This is a genomic window from Gilliamella sp. wkB171 (genome assembly GCF_001693755.1).
GTDB classification, from domain to species: Bacteria; Pseudomonadota; Gammaproteobacteria; order Enterobacterales; family Orbaceae; genus Gilliamella; species Gilliamella apicola_F.
In genome coordinates this window covers 40,627-59,165 of sequence record NZ_LYST01000034.1, presented here as the reverse complement: position 1 = coordinate 59,165, position 18,539 = coordinate 40,627, and the positions used below count along the sequence as shown (strand labels likewise).

At 36.1% G+C, this 18,539-nt stretch carries 15 protein-coding genes; 8 read left to right on the top strand and 7 right to left on the bottom strand.

From position 1 onward, the window contains the following. Nucleotides 1-113 precede the first annotated feature (113 nt). From dnaK to A9G03_RS04215, 3 genes are all read left to right on the top strand, one after another. Entirely contained in the window at nt 114-2,027 is a 1,914-nt protein-coding gene (dnaK, locus tag A9G03_RS04225) for a molecular chaperone DnaK (protein ID WP_065798499.1), read from the top strand. 126 nt (nt 2,028-2,153) lie between these two features. Continuing rightward, on the top strand, nt 2,154-3,302 hold the full coding sequence (gene dnaJ, locus A9G03_RS04220) for a molecular chaperone DnaJ (protein WP_065798498.1): 1,149 nt from the start codon (nt 2,154-2,156) through the stop codon (nt 3,300-3,302). Nucleotides 3,303-3,552: 250 nt separating this feature from the next. Continuing rightward, nucleotides 3,553-4,644 (top strand): DUF695 domain-containing protein, encoded by a 1,092-nt coding sequence (locus tag A9G03_RS04215; RefSeq protein WP_065798497.1) that lies wholly within the window; start codon nt 3,553-3,555, stop codon nt 4,642-4,644. An 80-nt stretch (nt 4,645-4,724) separates the two neighbouring features. Here the strand turns inward: A9G03_RS04215 and grcA are convergent, their stop codons facing one another. Beyond that, the gene (grcA, locus tag A9G03_RS04210) at nt 4,725-5,108 is read right to left on the bottom strand and encodes an autonomous glycyl radical cofactor GrcA (protein ID WP_065633189.1); all 384 of its coding nucleotides are present in this window, start codon (nt 5,106-5,108) and stop codon (nt 4,725-4,727) included. Nucleotides 5,109-5,850: 742 nt separating this feature from the next. Between grcA and ung the strand changes: the two genes are divergently transcribed. Continuing rightward, nucleotides 5,851-6,537, top strand: coding sequence for a uracil-DNA glycosylase (gene ung, locus A9G03_RS04205; protein WP_065633188.1), 687 nt, complete (start codon nt 5,851-5,853; stop codon nt 6,535-6,537). Then, nucleotides 6,537-7,541, top strand: a complete 1,005-nt coding sequence (gene gntR / locus A9G03_RS04200) for a gluconate operon transcriptional repressor GntR (RefSeq protein ID WP_065798496.1) — start codon at nt 6,537-6,539, stop codon at nt 7,539-7,541. The genes ung and gntR overlap by 1 nt, the downstream gene beginning before the upstream one ends. Before the next feature lie 64 nt (nt 7,542-7,605). Here gntR and A9G03_RS04195 read toward each other — a convergent pair whose 3' ends face one another. Next, nucleotides 7,606-7,968 carry a DUF805 domain-containing protein gene (locus tag A9G03_RS04195; RefSeq protein ID WP_065798495.1) on the bottom strand — a complete coding sequence of 121 codons (363 nt, stop codon included), beginning with the start codon at nt 7,966-7,968 and terminating at the stop codon, nt 7,606-7,608. A 254-nt stretch (nt 7,969-8,222) separates the two neighbouring features. Between A9G03_RS04195 and upp the strand changes: the two genes are divergently transcribed. The 3 genes from upp (at nt 8,223) to A9G03_RS04180 (ending at nt 12,184) form a co-directional block, all read left to right on the top strand. Next, a complete protein-coding gene (upp, locus tag A9G03_RS04190) occupies nt 8,223-8,849 on the top strand; it encodes a uracil phosphoribosyltransferase (RefSeq protein ID WP_065633185.1) in 627 nt (208 codons plus the stop codon). Between the two features lie 96 nt (nt 8,850-8,945). Then, nucleotides 8,946-10,202 (top strand): uracil-xanthine permease family protein, encoded by a 1,257-nt coding sequence (locus A9G03_RS04185; RefSeq protein WP_065798494.1) that lies wholly within the window; start codon nt 8,946-8,948, stop codon nt 10,200-10,202. A 635-nt stretch (nt 10,203-10,837) separates the two neighbouring features. Then, nucleotides 10,838-12,184 (top strand): hypothetical protein, encoded by a 1,347-nt coding sequence (locus tag A9G03_RS04180; protein ID WP_065798493.1) that lies wholly within the window; start codon nt 10,838-10,840, stop codon nt 12,182-12,184. 786 nt (nt 12,185-12,970) lie between these two features. On the opposite strand, the gene lysS is transcribed toward A9G03_RS04180, so the two are convergent. From lysS to A9G03_RS04155, 5 genes are all read right to left on the bottom strand, one after another. Further along, entirely contained in the window at nt 12,971-14,485 is a 1,515-nt protein-coding gene (gene lysS, locus A9G03_RS04175; RefSeq protein WP_065798492.1) for a lysine--tRNA ligase, read from the bottom strand. Nucleotides 14,486-14,510: 25 nt separating this feature from the next. Beyond that, nucleotides 14,511-15,609, bottom strand: a protein-coding gene (gene prfB, locus A9G03_RS04170; protein ID WP_143425817.1) for a peptide chain release factor 2 whose coding sequence is annotated in 2 segments (ribosomal slippage) — nt 14,511-15,533 and nt 15,535-15,609 — 1,098 coding nt in all. Because the reading frame shifts where the segments join, the coding sequence is not laid out codon by codon here. Nucleotides 15,610-15,784: 175 nt separating this feature from the next. Beyond that, nucleotides 15,785-16,411 carry a Fe-Mn family superoxide dismutase gene (locus A9G03_RS04165; RefSeq protein WP_065798490.1) on the bottom strand — a complete coding sequence of 209 codons (627 nt, stop codon included), beginning with the start codon at nt 16,409-16,411 and terminating at the stop codon, nt 15,785-15,787. Between the two features lie 250 nt (nt 16,412-16,661). Then, nucleotides 16,662-17,174, bottom strand: a complete 513-nt coding sequence (locus tag A9G03_RS12655) for a VanW family protein (RefSeq protein WP_218837085.1) — start codon at nt 17,172-17,174, stop codon at nt 16,662-16,664. Nucleotides 17,175-17,407: 233 nt separating this feature from the next. Further along, nucleotides 17,408-18,136: a type 1 glutamine amidotransferase gene (locus tag A9G03_RS04155; protein ID WP_065798489.1), complete on the bottom strand. Its 729-nt coding sequence runs from the start codon at nt 18,134-18,136 to the stop codon at nt 17,408-17,410. Nucleotides 18,137-18,539: the final 403 nt, after the last annotated feature.

Genomic DNA, 18,539 nt, shown 5'->3' with positions numbered 1-18,539 from the left:
GTTCCCATTTATGTGGAAACAATAACATTTCTTTGTGAAAAATAAGCTCTTGAAAATAAATATTTAAGACTTATATACAAGAAATAAAATACAGGTTTTGAGGAGAAAAGATTATGGGTAAAATTATTGGTATTGATTTAGGTACAACAAATTCATGTGTTGCAGTAATGGACAATGGTCAAGCAAAAGTATTAGAAAACGCCGAAGGCGATCGTACAACTCCGTCAATTATTGCATATACACAAGATGGTGAAATTTTAGTTGGTCAACCCGCTAAACGCCAAGCAGTAACCAATCCACAAAATACACTATTTGCAATTAAACGTTTAATTGGTCGTCGTTATGATGATGCCGAAGTACAACGTGATGTTGCTATTATGCCTTATAAAATTGTTAAAGCTGATAATGGCGATGCATGGGTAGATGTCAAAGGTCAAAAAATTGCGCCACCGCAAATCTCTGCTGAAGTATTGAAGAAAATGAAAAAAACCGCAGAAGATTATCTTGGTGAGCCAGTAACTGAAGCAGTTATCACTGTTCCAGCGTATTTTAATGATGCACAGCGTCAAGCAACTAAAGATGCGGGTCGTATTGCTGGTTTAGATGTTAAACGTATTATTAACGAACCAACAGCCGCTGCACTTGCTTACGGTTTAGATAAAGATGTAGGTAACCGCACTATTGCTGTATATGACCTTGGTGGTGGTACATTTGATATCTCAATTATCGAAATTGATGATGTTGATGGCGAAAAAACATTCGAAGTATTAGCAACTAATGGTGATACTCATTTAGGTGGTGAAGACTTTGACTCACGCTTAATTAACTATTTAGTTGATGAATTTAAACGTGAACAAGGATTCGATCTTAAAAATGATCCACTTGCAATGCAACGTTTAAAAGAAGCGGCAGAAAAAGCGAAAATTGAATTATCATCAGCACAACAAACTGATATCAACTTACCATATATCACTGCTGATGCATCAGGTCCAAAACACTTAAATATTAAAGTGACACGAGCTAAACTTGAATCATTAGTTGAAGATTTAGTAAAACGCTCAATGGATCCGGTTAAAACTGCACTACAAGATGCTGGTTTATCAGTATCTGATATTAAAGATGTTATTTTAGTCGGTGGTCAAACTCGTATGCCTATGGTGCAAAAAGCGGTTGCTGACTTCTTTGGTAAAGAACCACGTAAAGATGTTAACCCTGATGAAGCTGTAGCAGTAGGTGCAGCAGTACAAGGTGGGGTACTTGGTGGTGATGTTAAAGATGTGTTATTACTTGATGTAACACCATTATCTTTAGGTATTGAAACAATGGGTGGTGTGATGACTACCTTGATTGAGAAAAACACAACTATCCCAACTAAACATAGTCAAGTGTTCTCAACAGCTGAAGATAATCAATCAGCGGTAACCATTCATGTGTTACAAGGTGAACGTAAACGTGCAAGTGATAACAAATCATTAGGTCAGTTTAATCTTGATGGTATTCAAGCTGCACCGCGTGGTATGCCACAAATTGAAGTAACATTTGATATTGATGCTGACGGTATCTTACATGTATCAGCAAAAGATAAAAACACAGGACGTGAACAAAATATTACTATTAAAGCTTCTTCTGGTTTAAGTGAAGAAGAGATTCAAAAAATGGTAAATGATGCTGAGGCGAATGCGGAAGCTGACCGTAAGTTTGAAGAGTTAGCTCAAATTCGTAACCAAGCAGATCACCTTGTTCACTCAACACGTAAACAAGTGTCTGATGCAGGCGATAAATTACCAGCTGCTGATAAAACAGCCATTGAAGATGCAGTGAGTGCATTAGAAGTTGCAGCGCGTGGTGAAGATAAAGCTGAAATCGAAGCGAAAATTAATGCATTAATGGAAGCATCTAAAAAATTGCTTGAATTAGCACAGCAACAAGGTCAGACAGAACAGTCAGACCAAGCTGGAAGTAGCTCTACAGCGCAAGACGATGTTGTTGATGCAGACTTTAAAGAAGTTGATGATGATAAAAAATAAGCATTAACCGCTGTGTTTTTTAATGAGTTATTTCAACGAGTTTTAAACATGTAACACATTAAACGGGCGCGAGGTAACTCAAGCCCGTTTAGTTGTTTATGTAATAAATAAAAATAAAGGTAAATTATGGCGAAGAAAGATTATTATGAAACATTAGGCGTAAGTAAAAGTGCCACTGAAGCTGAAATAAAAAAAGCCTATAAACGCCTTGCCATGAAATATCATCCTGATAAAAATCAGGATAATAAAGCTGAAGCAGAAGCAAAATTTAAAGAAGTGAAAGAAGCTTATGAAGTTTTGACCGATGCGCAGAAAAAAGCAGCTTATGATCAATATGGGCATGCTGCTTTCGAGCAAGGTTTTGGCGGTGGTGCAGGAGCGGGTGCCGGTGGATTTGGTGGCTTCGGCGGCTTTAGTGGTGGTTCAGCATTTGATGATATATTCAGTGATTTCTTTGGTGGTGGTCGTGGCGGACGAGCGCAAAGCGCATCACGTGGTGCTGATCTGCAATACAATATTACCTTAACACTTGAAGAAGCCGCTGCAGGTGTCAGCAAAGAAATAAAAGTACCAACATGGGTTACTTGTGATACTTGTCATGGCCAAGGTACAGAAAAGGCATCAGATGTTGTTACCTGTGAAACTTGCCATGGTGCAGGGGTTGTGCAAATGCGCCAAGGTTTCTTTGCCGTACAGCAAGAGTGTCCAACTTGTCATGGACGAGGCAAAGTAGTTAAAAATCCTTGTAAAAAGTGTCATGGCGAAGGTCGTATCCAAAAAACAAAAACACTTTCTGTAACTATTCCTGCGGGGGTGGATACGGGTAATCGTATTCGACTTTCCGGTGAAGGTGAAGCAGGCTTAAACGGTGCACCAGCTGGTGATTTATATGTTCAAGTGCAAGTTAAACCACATGGTATTTTTGAACGTGATGGTAATAATTTACATTGTGAAATTCCAATTAATATTGCATTGGCGTCACTAGGTGGAGAAGTTGAAGTACCAACACTTAATGGTAAAGTCAGTTTAACAATACCGGCCGAAACACAAACAGGAAAAATGTTTAGATTACGTGGTAAAGGTGTCAAATCATTACGCGGTAGTGCAATGGGTGATTTGTATTGTCATGTTGTGGTTGAAACTCCTGTTAATTTAACGGGTAAACAAAAAGAGTTGTTAAAAGAATTAGGCGAAAGTTTTAAAGCCGATAAAAGTTCTAAGCATAGTCCAAAAGAAAAAAGCTTTTTTGATAAAGTGAAAAAGTTTTTTGGCTAATAATTTTCAATAATGTACAAATGGCGAGGCAGAAAAACTACCTCGCCATTTTTATTTATCTAGTTCATATCAATAAACCCTCATTTTTAAATGTTTTTTTGTTAATTCTTGATAGCTAAATTTTGTGCAATATTTTGTATCAAACGTAGATAATCGATGTTGTTCAAAATTAAATTGATGTAGTATATTGAATTACATATTATTTTTATTTGTACATAATTTTAATCACTTTTATCTATAGGATTTTTCTATGTTTTTTAAAAAACTTTGGCAAAAATTGCGACCACAAAATGTAGTCATTCCAAAACAATCAACACCAGATGATAACCTCAAAATAGCTATCCAATCCTTTTGGAATAAAGTTAAACAGTCAGAACAGTCGCTTAGTGAATTGCAACCCTTAGATTTAATGGAAAAGCTCAATAACTTGTTAAGTGAAAACCAATTAGACGTTATTGCCGAAATTATGGGGGGAGAGGTAAAAAAACATAAAATTATTTTTACTGCCGAAGGTAAAATTGAACGTTTTGAACTAGTAGTAGAAATTGTTAAATTAGCACCTAGTTTAGATCTATTTGAAGTCGAGGCATTTCGTCAACGAGCTAATAAAATTTCTGATTTTGAAATAAATTTTAATGGTACCTCTTTTTCATTGGGGGCATCAGATTTATTGATTCAATATCATGAAGATCATCGTAAAATTGCTTTGGATTTAATGTTTGCTAAACCAATCGCCAAAGATCAAATAAATTATGCACAAACATTAGCTTTAGTCATTTTGGATCATCTTTTAGGGGAGTACGACTTAGCTATAAAAGTGCAATCAATTAATTTTGTCGACACAATGCTTGATTCTAATAGTATTACGGCTGAAGAGTTTGCTAAACGATTTGATGATATCTGGAAAAATGATTTAAAACACACCGGTATTTTTCCTATTTCTGAAAGTGAAGATCAATTGTTTGTATTCGAATTGGCAAGTAAAGATGATCCTGATGATACGACTTTAGTGCAGCGTAACGAGACGGCTAATGCATTGGCTTGTGATATTAATTATGGTTATGGACTTAATCTGAGTATAGAACTAGATTGTAAAGAGACCTTATCGTTGGTTTACGATATAGAAGATGCCATTAGCGCCGCTTTCCGTGAAAATAAGAAAGGCATTCATGCCCAAAATTCTTTACACCAAGCAACAAGAACTATGCTTTGGTATGTAGAAGATAAACATCGTGCTACTCAAATAATTCAAAATATATTAAATCAATATCAAGATCTATCAGTAAAAATCGACTGTGAGTTTGATCCTGCTTGGATGGAGTATTTAGCTTGGGTAGACTAGTTTAGAACAAAGAAATTTGTTTTTTCATAAAAATAAACCCAGCATAAGCTGGGTTTTAATCATTCGATAATAAACTAAAATTACATTTTAGTTGTGAATGTACGAGCAATAACGTCGCGTTGTTGTTCAGCAGTTAATGAGTTGAAACGTACTGCATAACCAGAAACACGAATAGTTAATTGTGGATATTTTTCTGGATGTTGAACAGCATCTTCTAAAGTTTCACGACGAAGAACATTCACATTTAAGTGTTGACCACCTTCAACTTTGATAGTTGGAGCAACATCTAATGGAACTTCACGATATTCGAATTGACCAAGTTCTGCAGTTGGGATAACTTGATCTTCTTTATAAACTGATTTTGCAGCTACACAACGAGCTTCTTTTGTTGAGTCGTCCAATAACCAGAAAGAGTTAAGAAGTGCTGCATTGTCTGCTTTAGTAATTTGGATACCTGTAATCATTTTTAAATCCTCCTAACGGGGCCTTATTGCCCTAAAATAATTAAGGTTAATATAGCACTTTCAAGTTTTGATTAAAGTCAAAAAAAGCTATTAATTCGATAAGTAATACCTTTGATAAAAAATGATTAATAATTTTTTTAAACTAATCAACTTATTGATATGTAAGATATTATTATTCAATTGTATTAAAATACTTTACAAGTAATAAAACGATGATTAATAAGTTAGGTAAATCAAGTTGCCTTAAAAACGGTATTTTTTACTTCAATTTTAAGTGGTTCACTTAAGGAAAAAGTAAATTTTAATGCCACACCTAGCCTATTATCATTTAATAATTTTTTATCAATAGCAATACGCTTATCAATACAAATATGATTTTATGTATATTTTATCTTATTCATCCAAGTATACACATTACCAATAAACCATAAATATCATTAATCCCTTTGGGATGATTACTTTGATGATGAGTGTGTTACTCATTAATAAAATTAATCAGATTATTAATAAATCCAAATTTCAGATCTTAATTCATAAACTTGGATTATTACAAAAAAGATCGTTAAATATTGATACTATACGAACAAGTTATGTCTAATTTATGTTTGACTGAATTTTTAAGCGTGTTTATTTAGATTAAACGTACTTGATTACTGTTAGGTTTATTATTATTTTTAGGTATAATTAATGTTATCGGCTGATAATGTTGTTGAGCCATATGAAATAATAATATAGGTATTGTATGAGTAATCAATTAACATGGCATGATGTCATTGGATCGGAAAAAGATAAACCTTATTTTCAACAAATAATGCAATTTGTCGCATCAGAACGAGCTAAAGGTAAAGTGATTTACCCTCCACAGCATGATGTGTTTAATGCATTTCGCTTTACGCCTTTTAATGACATTAAAGTCGTGATATTAGGACAAGATCCATATCATGGACCAAATCAAGCTCATGGTTTGTCGTTTTCAGTACTACCTGGCGTTAAACCACCCCCATCGTTACTTAATATCTATAAAGAGCTTTCGACGGATATTGAGGGTTTTAAAATTCCTTCTTATGGTTATTTAGGTTCTTGGGCAAATCAAGGTGTTCTTTTATTAAATACGGTATTAACTGTTGAAGCAGGACAAGCTCATTCCCACGCTAAAATAGGTTGGGAAACGTTTACTGACCATGTTATTGCGGCAATTGATAAATATCTTGAAGGTGTTGTATTTTTATTGTGGGGATCACCCGCTCAAAAAAAAGGGCAATTTATCGATCGGCAAAAACATCATGTTTTAACGTCTGTGCATCCATCACCATTATCTGCACATCGTGGCTTTTTGGGTTGTAAGCATTTCTCAAAGGCAAACGATCTTATTATAAAACAGGGTAAAACCCCGATTGATTGGCAGCCACAACTTCCGGAAAAACAGTAATGAGTTATAGTAAAAAACGGCGAACTGGTTTGCAAGAAATTGCTAATTTAATTGGCATAAGTAAAATGACAGTGAGTCGATATTTACGCGATCCTAATTTAGTGTCTAAACCACTACAGTCTCAGATTTCAGCAGCAATCGAACAGCTTGGTTATATCCCTAATAAAGCACCTGATATGTTATCAAATGCAAAAAGTAATGCGATTGGGGTTGTGTTTCCATCGTTAACCAACCAAGTTTTTGCTGATATTTTAAAAGGAATTGAGATGGTTACTGATGCCAAAGGATATCAGACCATGATTACTCATACAGGATACAATGCCGATAAAGAAGAGCAACGGGTTCGTTCGTTACTCTCTTATAATATTGATGGATTAATCTTAACTGAAAGAATCCATAATCCTGCCACATTAAAAATGATCGAAATTTCGGGCGTTCCTGTAGTTGAAATTATGGATAGTGTATCACCGTGTATTGATATGGCGGTTGGTTTTGATAATTTTACTGCAACCCGAAATATGATTCATCGTATGATCGAAAAAGGGCGTCGCAATATTGTTTATTTTAGCGCAAGGCAAGATCAACGTAGCATCATTCGGCAAAAAGGCTATGAAAAAGCTATGCAAGAAGCAGGGTTAACGCCGCGTACGTTAGCGACTAAAGAAGCCTCCTCTTATGAACTTGGCGCACGTTTTTTACACCAAATTTTAAAAGAGTTTCCTGCCGTTGATGGGATTTTTAGTACTAACGATGATTTGGCTTTAGGAGTACTGCTTGAATGTCAACGAATGGGTATTGAAATTCCTAAACAAATCGCTATTGTTGGTTTTCATGGGCATCAAATCGGTCAATATATGAATCCAAGATTAGCATCGATACATACTCCAAGAATTGAAATGGGTAAAATAGCTGCAGAACTATTATTAAAAAGAATTAATGGGGAAAGGATAGATCAAAAAGTGGTGGATTTGTCTGTTGAATATCTAGATGGAGAAAGTATTTAATTGCATAAAAATAATGTTGGAATAATAGAACCTCATCAATAAAATTGATGAGGTAAACAAGCAATTATAATCCTTTCGGATTATCACCATATTGGTTACTACCTGGTGTAGAATTTATACACATGAAAATAAACAGTATAATACCACCAACAAATGGGATGAAGCTAATTAAATACCACCAGCCTGATTTATCGGTATCATGCAAACGACGTACAGTCACCGCTATGCTTGGGATAAGAATAACAAGTAAAAAAATTACTTCAATTAGTGACATTGCTGATGCCATAGTTTCACTGAGTGAAGCTAAAATGATTAATACCAAATAAAATATAGCGACAAATAAGGTGAAAAGCCAATACTCTTTACGACGAGCTCGACCACTAAAGTTTGCATAATTTTTTGTCATACAACTGATAAACCAATTCATTGTTATAATTCCTTCTTTATTTATATTTGACTTTTGCTATTTAAAGCGGCGACTATTCTAATAAAAAAACACAAATAAAACAAAATATTTACACATCACTAATAATATATTAACAAACAATATGTTATTTTTATGTTTGCTATACTTTGCTCACGATTATAGGTTTTCAGTTACAATGATCTATGTTAACATTATCGCTCAGTGGTTATTTATACCTACTAATAGATGATAAAAAGTAACACTGAGGCCCTCCCATGAAAATAGTTGAAGTAAAACACCCTCTAGTACGCCATAAAATTGGTTTAATGCGCGAACATGATATTAGCACTAAAGATTTTCGCGATCTTGCTAGTGAAGTTGGCAGTTTATTAACCTATGAGGCTACCGCTGACTTACCCACTGAAAAAGTGACCATTGAAGGCTGGTGTGGACCAGTACAAGTTGAACGAATTAAAGGTAAAAAAATTACCGTAGTACCTATTTTACGTGCCGGCTTAGGCATGATGGATGGTGTACTTGAGCATATACCTAGTGCACGTATAAGCGTTGTTGGTTTTTATCGTAATGAAGAAACGCTTGAACCTGTTCCTTATTTCCAAAAATTAACTTCTGATATTGATGAACGTATGGCTTTAGTTGTTGATCCAATGTTAGCAACGGGTGGTTCTATGGTTGCAACAATTGATCTACTAAAAAAAGCAGGTTGTAAAAATATTAAAGTGCTTGTTTTAGTGGCCGCACCAGAAGGTATTAAAGTCTTGGAACAAGCTCATCCTGATGTTGAACTTTATACTGCTTCAATCGATGATAAATTGAACGATAAAGGTTATATATTACCAGGGCTTGGCGATGCTGGAGATAAGATATTCGGCACAAAATAAAATCTCAAATTTTAGACCGGTTTATCCGGTTTTTTTATGTCCGCTATTTAGTAAAGAAATAAATATTAATTAATAGAGTAATTAAGAGAGGACCACGTGACTAAAAATGCTCTTGATCAAATAAACAATAATATCTCGCCACTTAAACATGCTTGGCAAGATATTTTTACCGGTGCGCAAATGTTATTTGTTGCCTTTGGTGCATTGGTTTTAGTGCCACTTTTAACTGGATTAAATCCAAATGTTGCAATGTTTACAGCGGGTGTGGGTACGTTATTATTTCAATTAACCACTAAAGGAAAAGTGCCTGTATTTTTAGCTTCTTCATTTGCATTTATTGCACCTATCTCTTTTGGGGTTGCACAGTGGGGAATTCCAGCTACGTTAGGTGGATTAGTTGCGGCAGGTTTGGTTTTTATGTTTTTTGCTTTTTTAGTCAAAATTAATGGCAGCCATATTATTGATCGCATTTTACCTCCAGTTGTAACAGGGCCAATTATTATGGTTATTGGTTTATCTTTAGCGCCGGTAGCGGTTGGCATGGCAATGGGTAAAAATAGCGGTTTATCCGCAGAAAACTATCAATTGATTATTATTTCAATGGCTTCTTTATTAACGACGTTGATTGTGGCAATCTGGGCAAAAGGTTTTTTTAAATTAGTACCAATTATTGCTGGAATTATTGTTGGTTACATGTTTTCTTGTATTTTTGGTATTGTCAACTTTCAACAAGTCATCGATGCACCTTGGTTTAAAATTCCCGATTTCACTTTTCCTGAGTTTCAGTGGCAAGCCATTTTATATATGATTCCGATCGTTATAGCACCAACTATCGAGCATGTTGGTGACATTATGGCTATTAGTTCTGTCACCGGTAAAGATTACACTAAAGAACCAGGATTACAGCGCACGTTACTGGGGGATGGGTTAGCAACATCTGCTGCTGGTTTCTTTGGTGGCCCGCCATGTATTACCTATGCTGAAGTTATTGGCGCAGTCACATTAACGCGTAATTTTAGAACTAGAGTAATGACCTGGGCAGCCATTTGGGCTATTTTAATGTCATTTATTGGTAAGATTGGTGCTTTTTTAAGCTCTATTCCGACAGTTGTAATGGGCGGAATTATGGTATTACTTTTTGGCTCGATAGCTTCGGTTGGCATTAATATTTTAGTCAAACATAAAGTTGATCTTTCTGTATCACGTAATATGTGTATCGTCTCATTAGTACTCGTATTTGGTATTGGCGGCATGATTTTTGATTTTGGATCTTATGCTTTGCAAGGAATCAGTTTATGTGGAATTTTAGCGATTCTACTAAATTTAATTTTACCTCATAAATCAGCTGACTAATAAATAGCCGTTAATTATTAAGTTGATTAACGGCTAAAAATGTCGCTTATTTTTTCGAAAAGAGCGGGGGATATATTTTTGAATATAAAAATAATCCGCTATATTTTAACTATATCTGACTATTTAAAGGCTATTAGCGTTTATTATTTATGGTGTTATTTACATTTCTTTACAAATAATTCGGCTGAATGAGTGACTTTTTTTTATCATAGCCTTATAATTCCGAAAATTAAGCTTATTTAAGCTTGATTTATAGCCATTTAACATAAAAAAATCAAATAAAATAACAGATTAGTTGACGGGTGGAACGCCATGCAGTATAATTATAGACACCAGACACCAGACACCAGCGCTGGCAAAACAATGTTTTAAAAACTCCCCAATCTCTCTTTAGGCTAAAATTTAATTCAACTCTTACTTCTACACCTAACTTATTTCATCAAAGTAAGGTAACTCACCATCGTTTTTCAGCAATCAGAGTAAGCAAAAGATGCACATTTAGTTTAGCGTTATGCTATCGCTTAATTAAAGCGATAAATTTAAGGTTAATCTTACGTCCAACCCTGTTTTTTACGCAAATTCAAGCATCAGGCCCGTTATCTAAACTGGCTTTAGCATCGATACCATGGTTATTATTGCTGTATGCCGCTACGACTCAAGCATTGTCGGCAACGACGGCGCAAGTCATTCATGGTAGTGCGCCCTATTTAACCTTTGATAATGGGGTCACTAAGGTCACCTCGACTGAAGGGCTGTTAGGTATTACCGTCTCTGACGGCACGACTCAAACCACCTACACACCGGACAATAATACTTCAACCGCAGATAATCCAATCGTTCTCCCAGAAGCCAATGAACACTTTAGCGATATTGGAATGCTGGTTCCTGCCACTGTTAACGCTATCGCCTTAAACGACTTAATTGGTGAGCCTTACAATTATTGGGGGGATGATGATGGTGATGGTCAGGGTACTAATGGAATTACCGCGACTGGTAATTTAAGCGTGAGCATTACCGATAGATTGAATCGAGCAGTGACGCGTAGTGCCAATGTAGATAACTGTATGGCACCTTATAAGGTAGAATTAACCAGTACTGCTGGTAGTTTAACCACCCAGTATGGGGTACCAAATAGTGGTAATTTTAGTGGTAGCACTGCTGCCTATTATATCAGCAGACCTAAATCCGTGCCTAAAATCTGTTACGCATGGCCGGGTCGTCAGGGGGGGCCCGTTTATTCCAAACCTTCCGATATTTGGAATCGACAACGGGGTTTTGTAAAGCAAGCAGCTGAGCCATCACAGTACAAGCTTAACTTCCCGACTACCGGTGCTAATAATCTGTATTTTGATTTAGACATAGAAAATATTGATAGCTCTACATTAACCTGGCCAACTGTCACTCAAGGTGGTATTACCGCTACCATGACACCATCACCATCTAAGCCAAATTTCATACGTGTCACGCTTACTGGTCCAGCAGTAACAAAAGCCCAACAGGATTCAGCATTACCGGGTAGTGTTGCTCCAGCTAGCTTGCCGCAGACTTTTGTGATAGCGGGTAAAGATAGTCGTAATAAAGCGGTATTAAGCTATGGTTTTGTGTTAAAGCAGTGGTTTGTTGCCCGCCCATTAGGCGTAGGCGATATCACTGTTGATAGCGCCTCATCCTGGTGTAGCAGTTTAGGCGGTGGTTATCGTCTGCCACAAGTAAAAGACTTAACTAACGCAGTTCAAAGCAACATTGTACGGGGAACATGGACACCTGCCACACCGCCATCCAGTGGTAACTATGCCGATGCTAATATCGGCGCAGGTTTCCTTTCTGAATGGGGCAATGTGCATTTTTATATCTCTTCCATTTTTACCGGCAGCACCGCTATTGCCATCGGTGATGATTCGACACTGTTGACTGTTTTTTACGACATAGGCGTCGTTCACGACTACTCCTCCCGAAACGATCTGGTTTGTGTCTATCCTTAGTGCTTATTTCTTGAGCGCGAAAGTTGAGGGTTAGCAAAAATAGTGTTTATTCGTTAACTTAAATGGTTTTGTGAGCGATAAATAGTAATTTTGTGGTGTCTAAGCCTGTACCGATATAGTTGAGTAAATTGCAGTAACATCACGTTGGTTAAATTTATAGCCAACGTTGCTTGCGAACCCAAAATCTACATAAAGGCTAAGTTATTGTATTGATGAACAATCGGTTATGATCTAAAGTGATTAAGTACTTACTTTCTAGGTTAAGCTATACGTGATTGATTATCATATTATGGTTATTTATGTAATTAAGTGAACCTAATGCTAAATAATAGTGAGCATTAAAAACGCAAAGACTGCTGATTTGTTTTAGCGTAAGTTAATAACTTATTTGGGTATGAATCAAACAAATATACTCTATGATTGCTAAGTTATGTTTATGTAAAATTCACTTTTCAGTATTTAGTTTAATGAAAAGTCTTGATAAAACCTTTATATATTCGTAATCCACGTTTAGTGGTCATGTTTATAGTGAGTAATAACTTACTATATTATTTATCTGTTGCTAATTAAGTTACAGGCTACATGTGTGGAGTTAAGCATGATGCTAAATTATATTAATGTTAATTGAACTTGATTGGTAATTGGAAAAGTCTAATTAGATATATATTGTATATATAATATGCTTATTGTGAGTAAAATAATTTTAGAAAAGTTAAAGAAAATATGAGTGTTTACTGACAAAACTCACCTATTTTTTAATAGATGAGTTTTTTTATGGTATTGGGTTTATTTAATTGGACGCATAGTTGGGAACAAAATGACGTCCCGAATGGTATGGCTATTGGTAAATAGCATTACTGTTCGGTCAATCCCAATTCCTAGTCCAGCTGTTGGCGGTAAGCCGTGCTCTAATGCGGTGATATAATCTTCATCATAGAACATTGCTTCGTCATCGCCCGCATCTTTTTGCGATACCTGATCGGCAAAACGTTGTGCTTGGTCTTCAGCATCGTTAAGTTCTGAGAAGCCGTTACCAATTTCACGTCCACCAATAAAGAACTCAAATCGATCTGTTACAAATGGATTTTCGTCGTTACGGCGAGCAAGTGGCGATACTTCAGCCGGATATTCAGTAATAAACGTTGGTTGAATTAAGTTAGCCTCGGCAACTTCTTCAAAGATTTCAGTCACTACTCGACCGAGTCCCCAACTTTTTTCAATTTTAATACCGACAGCTTTGGCAATTGCACACGCTTTATCAAAATCATCTAAATCAGCATTATCGGTTTCTGGGCGGTAATGACAAATTGCCTCACGCATAGTCATTTTGATAAATGGTTTGCCAAAATCGAAAGTATGCTCGCCATATTGTACAACTGGATTACCCGTTACGGCGATTGCAAGGCGGCGGAATAATGCTTCAGTCAAAACAATCAGGTCTTTGTAATCGGCATAAGCCATGTACATTTCCATCATGGTAAACTCTGGATTATGTCTTGGCGATACCCCTTCGTTTCGGAAATTGCGGTTGATTTCAAATACTCGTTCAAAACCACCTACAACTAAACGTTTTAAATAAAGTTCAGGGGCAATTCGTAAATACATGTCTAGATCAAGCGCATTGTGGTGAGTAATAAATGGCTTGGCTGATGCACCACCAGGAATGACTTGCATCATTGGGGTTTCGACTTCCATAAAGTGATTTTCTAACATAAAGTTACGAATTTCAGTTACCACTTTTGAGCGAGCAATAAAGGTGTCACGTGATTGTTGATTAGTAATTAAATCAAGGTAACGTTGACGATAGCGCATTTCTTGATCTGCTAAGCCGTGGAATTTATCGGGTAATGGGCGTAATGCTTTAGTTAGTAGGCGGATTTCTTCACAGTGGATTGATAGTTCGCCTGTTTTGGTTTTGAATAAGTAGCCTTTAGCGCCAACGATGTCACCAAGATCCCATTTTTTGAATTGTTCGTTGTAGTAGTTTTCGGGTAGATCATCACGAGTGACATAGAGCTGGATTTGCCCTGCAACATCTTGTAATGATACAAATGAGGCTTTACCCATAATACGGCGCATCATCATTCGACCGGCAACAGTGACAGTAATTTTATTTTCAATTAACTCTTCGTTAGTTTTTTCATCATACAATTTATGAAGATCGCTTGAAATTGCGTCACGACGAAAATCATTCGGGAAAGCAATGCCTTGTTTGCGAATTGCAGCTAGCTTTTCACGACGTATTGTAAGCTCGTTATTTAACTCTTCAATATGGTTTTGTTGCTCTTGCTGTGTTGACATAATTTTACCTTTTATTTATTACCAGTTATAAACCGGCTTTTAAGCTTTCTTCAATAAATTGATCTAAATCACCGTCTAAAACGGCTTGCGTATTGCGTGTTTCAACGCCTGTGCGTAAGTCTTTGATTCGTGAATCATCAAGTACATACGAACGAATTTGGCTGCCCCAACCAATATCGGATTTGTTTTCTTCCATTTGTTGTTTTTCGGCATTCTTTTTGTGCATTTCAAGCTCATACAGTTTTGCTTTTAACTGTTTCATGGCCTGATCTTTATTACTATGTTGCGAGCGGTTATTTTGACATTGTGTCACAATTCCCGTTGGTACGTGGGTAATACGTACAGCAGATTCGGTTTTATTAACATGCTGACCACCTGCGCCCGATGCACGATAAACGTCGATGCGCAGATCGGCTGGATTGATGTCGATATCAATATTGTCATCAACTTCTGGATAGACAAATACCGATGCAAATGAGGTATGACGGCGGTTTCCTGAATCAAATGGGCTTTTTCGTACTAATCGATGCACACCGGTTTCAGTGCGTAACCAACCATAAGCATAATCGCCGGTTACTTTGATTGTGGCTGATTTTATGCCAGCTACATCACCGTCTGATACTTCCATCACTTCAGTTGTAAAACCTTTCGATTCAGCCCAGCGTAAATACATTCGCAGTAACATTTCAGCCCAATCTTGGGCTTCAGTACCACCTGAGCCTGATTGGATATCTAAGTAACAGTCAGCACTGTCATAATCACCCGAAAACATTCGGCGAAATTCAAGACTGGCTAGCTTTTTTTCGAGTTGTTCAAGTTCTTGATTGGCTTCGTCAAAAGTGTCTTGATCTTCTGCTTCAATAGCAAGTTCAAGTAGACCTTCGACGTCGTCCAGACCTTGTTCTAAAGTATTGATGGTATTGATGATCTCTTCTAGCGCAACGCGTTCTTTACCTAATGCTTGTGCTTTTTCAGGATCGGCCCAAACTTCGGATTGTTCTAATTCGGCATTGACTTCCTCAAGACGTTCTTTCTTGAGATCATAGTCAAAGATACCCCCGAATGACATTTGTGCGCTCGGTAAGTTCAGCTATTTTGGATTTTATTGGATTAATTTCAAACATGTTTTATTTTTGTTAGTTTTTATAACTTTGGCATAATCGCACATTGTAGCGGATTTATACATAAATTAGCAATTGGCAATTTTATGCCTTATCCTTGCTTTGATACATTATTGTTGAAAATAAAAATGACGCATGATGCGTCATTTTTAACTCAAAACAGAACTATTTAAATTAATTATTTTTTAGCTTGAGCATAAAGTTCAGCCACTTTGTCCCAGTTAATGACATTCCAAAATGCACCAATGTAATCAGCACGGCGGTTTTGGTATTTTAGATAATAAGCATGCTCCCAAACATCAAGTGCTAAAATTGGTGTACCAGAAACACCTGAATATTTTTCACCCATTAGCGGAGAATCTTGGTTTGCTGTTGAAACAACGGCAAGTTTACCATTTTGTAATACTAACCATGCCCAACCTGAACCAAAACGACTTGCCGCTGCTGCTGAAAATTTTTCTTTAAACGCATCAACTGTACCAAAATCTTTTTCAATTGCGGCTTTTAGTTCACCTTTAAGTTCAGTTCCCACTTTTAGGAGTTCCCAAAATAACGTGTGATTAACATGTCCACCCACATTATTTCTAATTCCAGTAACTTTATCGCTTGGCACTTTGTCCAAATTAGCTAATAAAGCTTCTGGGCTTAATTGTTTGATTTCATCGGATAGTGTTTCTAAAATACCGTTAGCATTATTGACATAAGTTTGATGGTGTTTGTCATGATGTAGATGCATAGTTTGTTCATCAATATAAGGTTCTAATGCATCATACGCATAAGGTAGCGCTGGTAAAGTGTAGGCCATGAAGTTGCTCCTTTCATATATATTATTAACTACTTAATCTAAACAGTATACGAGTTATTAATATGGCTCACAAACTATTATTTAGATAGTTGATGACTATTTGTTTGTGAAAATTACTATTTTTCTTATGGTTGTTAATTAATCTTCATTATTTTTTAAATAGGGTACGTACATCATAATGGCATGATTTTCACTAATCAGCTTTTCTTGCTGATAATGATCTATTAAATGGGTTTTTCGTTGCCATATTTTATTGTGCCTTGTGTAACCTCCCCCACCATTGTTGCTCAATGCGATGATCCGTTTCGAAAACTTCATATTGATAACATATTGGTGTATCAGCAAGTAGTTCCCCATGTAAATATTTATCATCAAACCAAAGATTGAGTCGGTATGTCGTATTGGTTTTGTTGAGTAGCTGCAAATCAACATAGTTATAAGATAAGGTCGCACCACAAGCAAAAGGGATAGTGCGGTTCACATCAGGAAAAACATCAAAACTATGTCGCCAGCGTTCTGTAACCGTTAATTCAGAATGCAAAAACATCCAATAAATTAAATTGCCTAACTGACAGATTCCCCCTCCAATATCTTTACCAATTTTGCCATTGTGCAGTGAAAGACCTTCTAAAAAACCACGTTTTTTCGTTGGGCGCCCGACATTATGCCAGATCGAAAAACGTTGATTCGGTTTTATGATTGAACCATTGAGTTTTTCTACCGCTAAGCGTAGATTGGTGATTTTGTTGTATTGCAGATACATATCCACATCTTTTAACTGCCTTAATAAAACTGATCGATGTTTTTTTGGGGAATAACAACACGAATGATTATTGATGTCGACAGTACTATATAGCTTACGATTTTTTCACCAATTTAGTTTACGTTTTAAAATAAAGTATTCTTTTCCTAATTTTAACCTTAAAGAGCTGCGTTTTTCCGGTTTATCTACTACAAATTTTTGCATAATTGACTGTTTTTATATCGAATAATGGATCAATTTTTACAGGTGGAGTGATAATACTTGTTAAGTTTATCGAGAAAAATAAACAGCTTTAAGTTCATTTGGCTATAATCGTGCGCGCGTAATTTGTCTTCTGTATCGACAAAGCGATAATTTGCAGCTTGACTAATATCATCTTGAGAATGTGCAATGAGCTTAGCAACCACTTCATGAGTTAACTCCATATGACATTGAAAACCATACACCAATTTGCCATAAGCAATAATTTGCCGAGGACAACCTTCGCTATAGGCAATGATTTGGGCATTTGGGGTTAAACCCGGCATATCATTGTGCCAATGGCCGACCGCCAAACTATCACCGAAATGAGAAAAAAGCGGATTTTTTTTGCCTGCTTCGGTCAACGTAATTGGGAATTTGCCAATCTCTTTTTCTGGGCTATGTTCGTAATGTGCACCGAGTGCTTCACCAATTAGTTGTGAACCAAGGCAAACACCAATAACAACTTTATTGGCTTTAATTGCAGATAAAATGGTAGCTTGCTCAGCTAACGAGTCAAAATGGGCACATTCTTGTTTTGTGGTTGCCGGTGATTGTGGTCCACCCATAATAATTAGAAAATCAATACTATTGATATTATCTGGAAGGGGTTCACCAAGGTAGACACGTGAATAGCTAATTGTGTGTTGATGTATTTTTGCCCATTGTTCATAAGCGCCGGGTGCTTCAAACTCTTCATGAATAATAAAATGTATATGCATTATTCTTTTTCCTAAATTTCATTTTTACAAAATTTATTTTAATTTTATTATAAATTATTGACGATTGTTAATCGTTTAAGCCATTGTTCATAAATGCGTTTTAGCAGCTAACTTATTTTAAAAATAAGCTTTAAATCAAATAAATAGTATTAAATATGCTATTGATTGATTTTTTTTGCAAGATATTCTTTCAATTTATCAACTAAAATTATTTTTTAAATTCTATATTCTAGTGGTGAGTCACAGTTCAAACTCATTTAGATAATATCATTAAACCGTTATCATTTAGGATTTTAGCAAAACAATTTTGTTTTATAACGTTTTGCAGGATTGAAGGATGATTGAGGCTTATAATTTCAACAGCATTATGCCATTTAAAGAAGCTTTCTAGTTAGCTTAACGC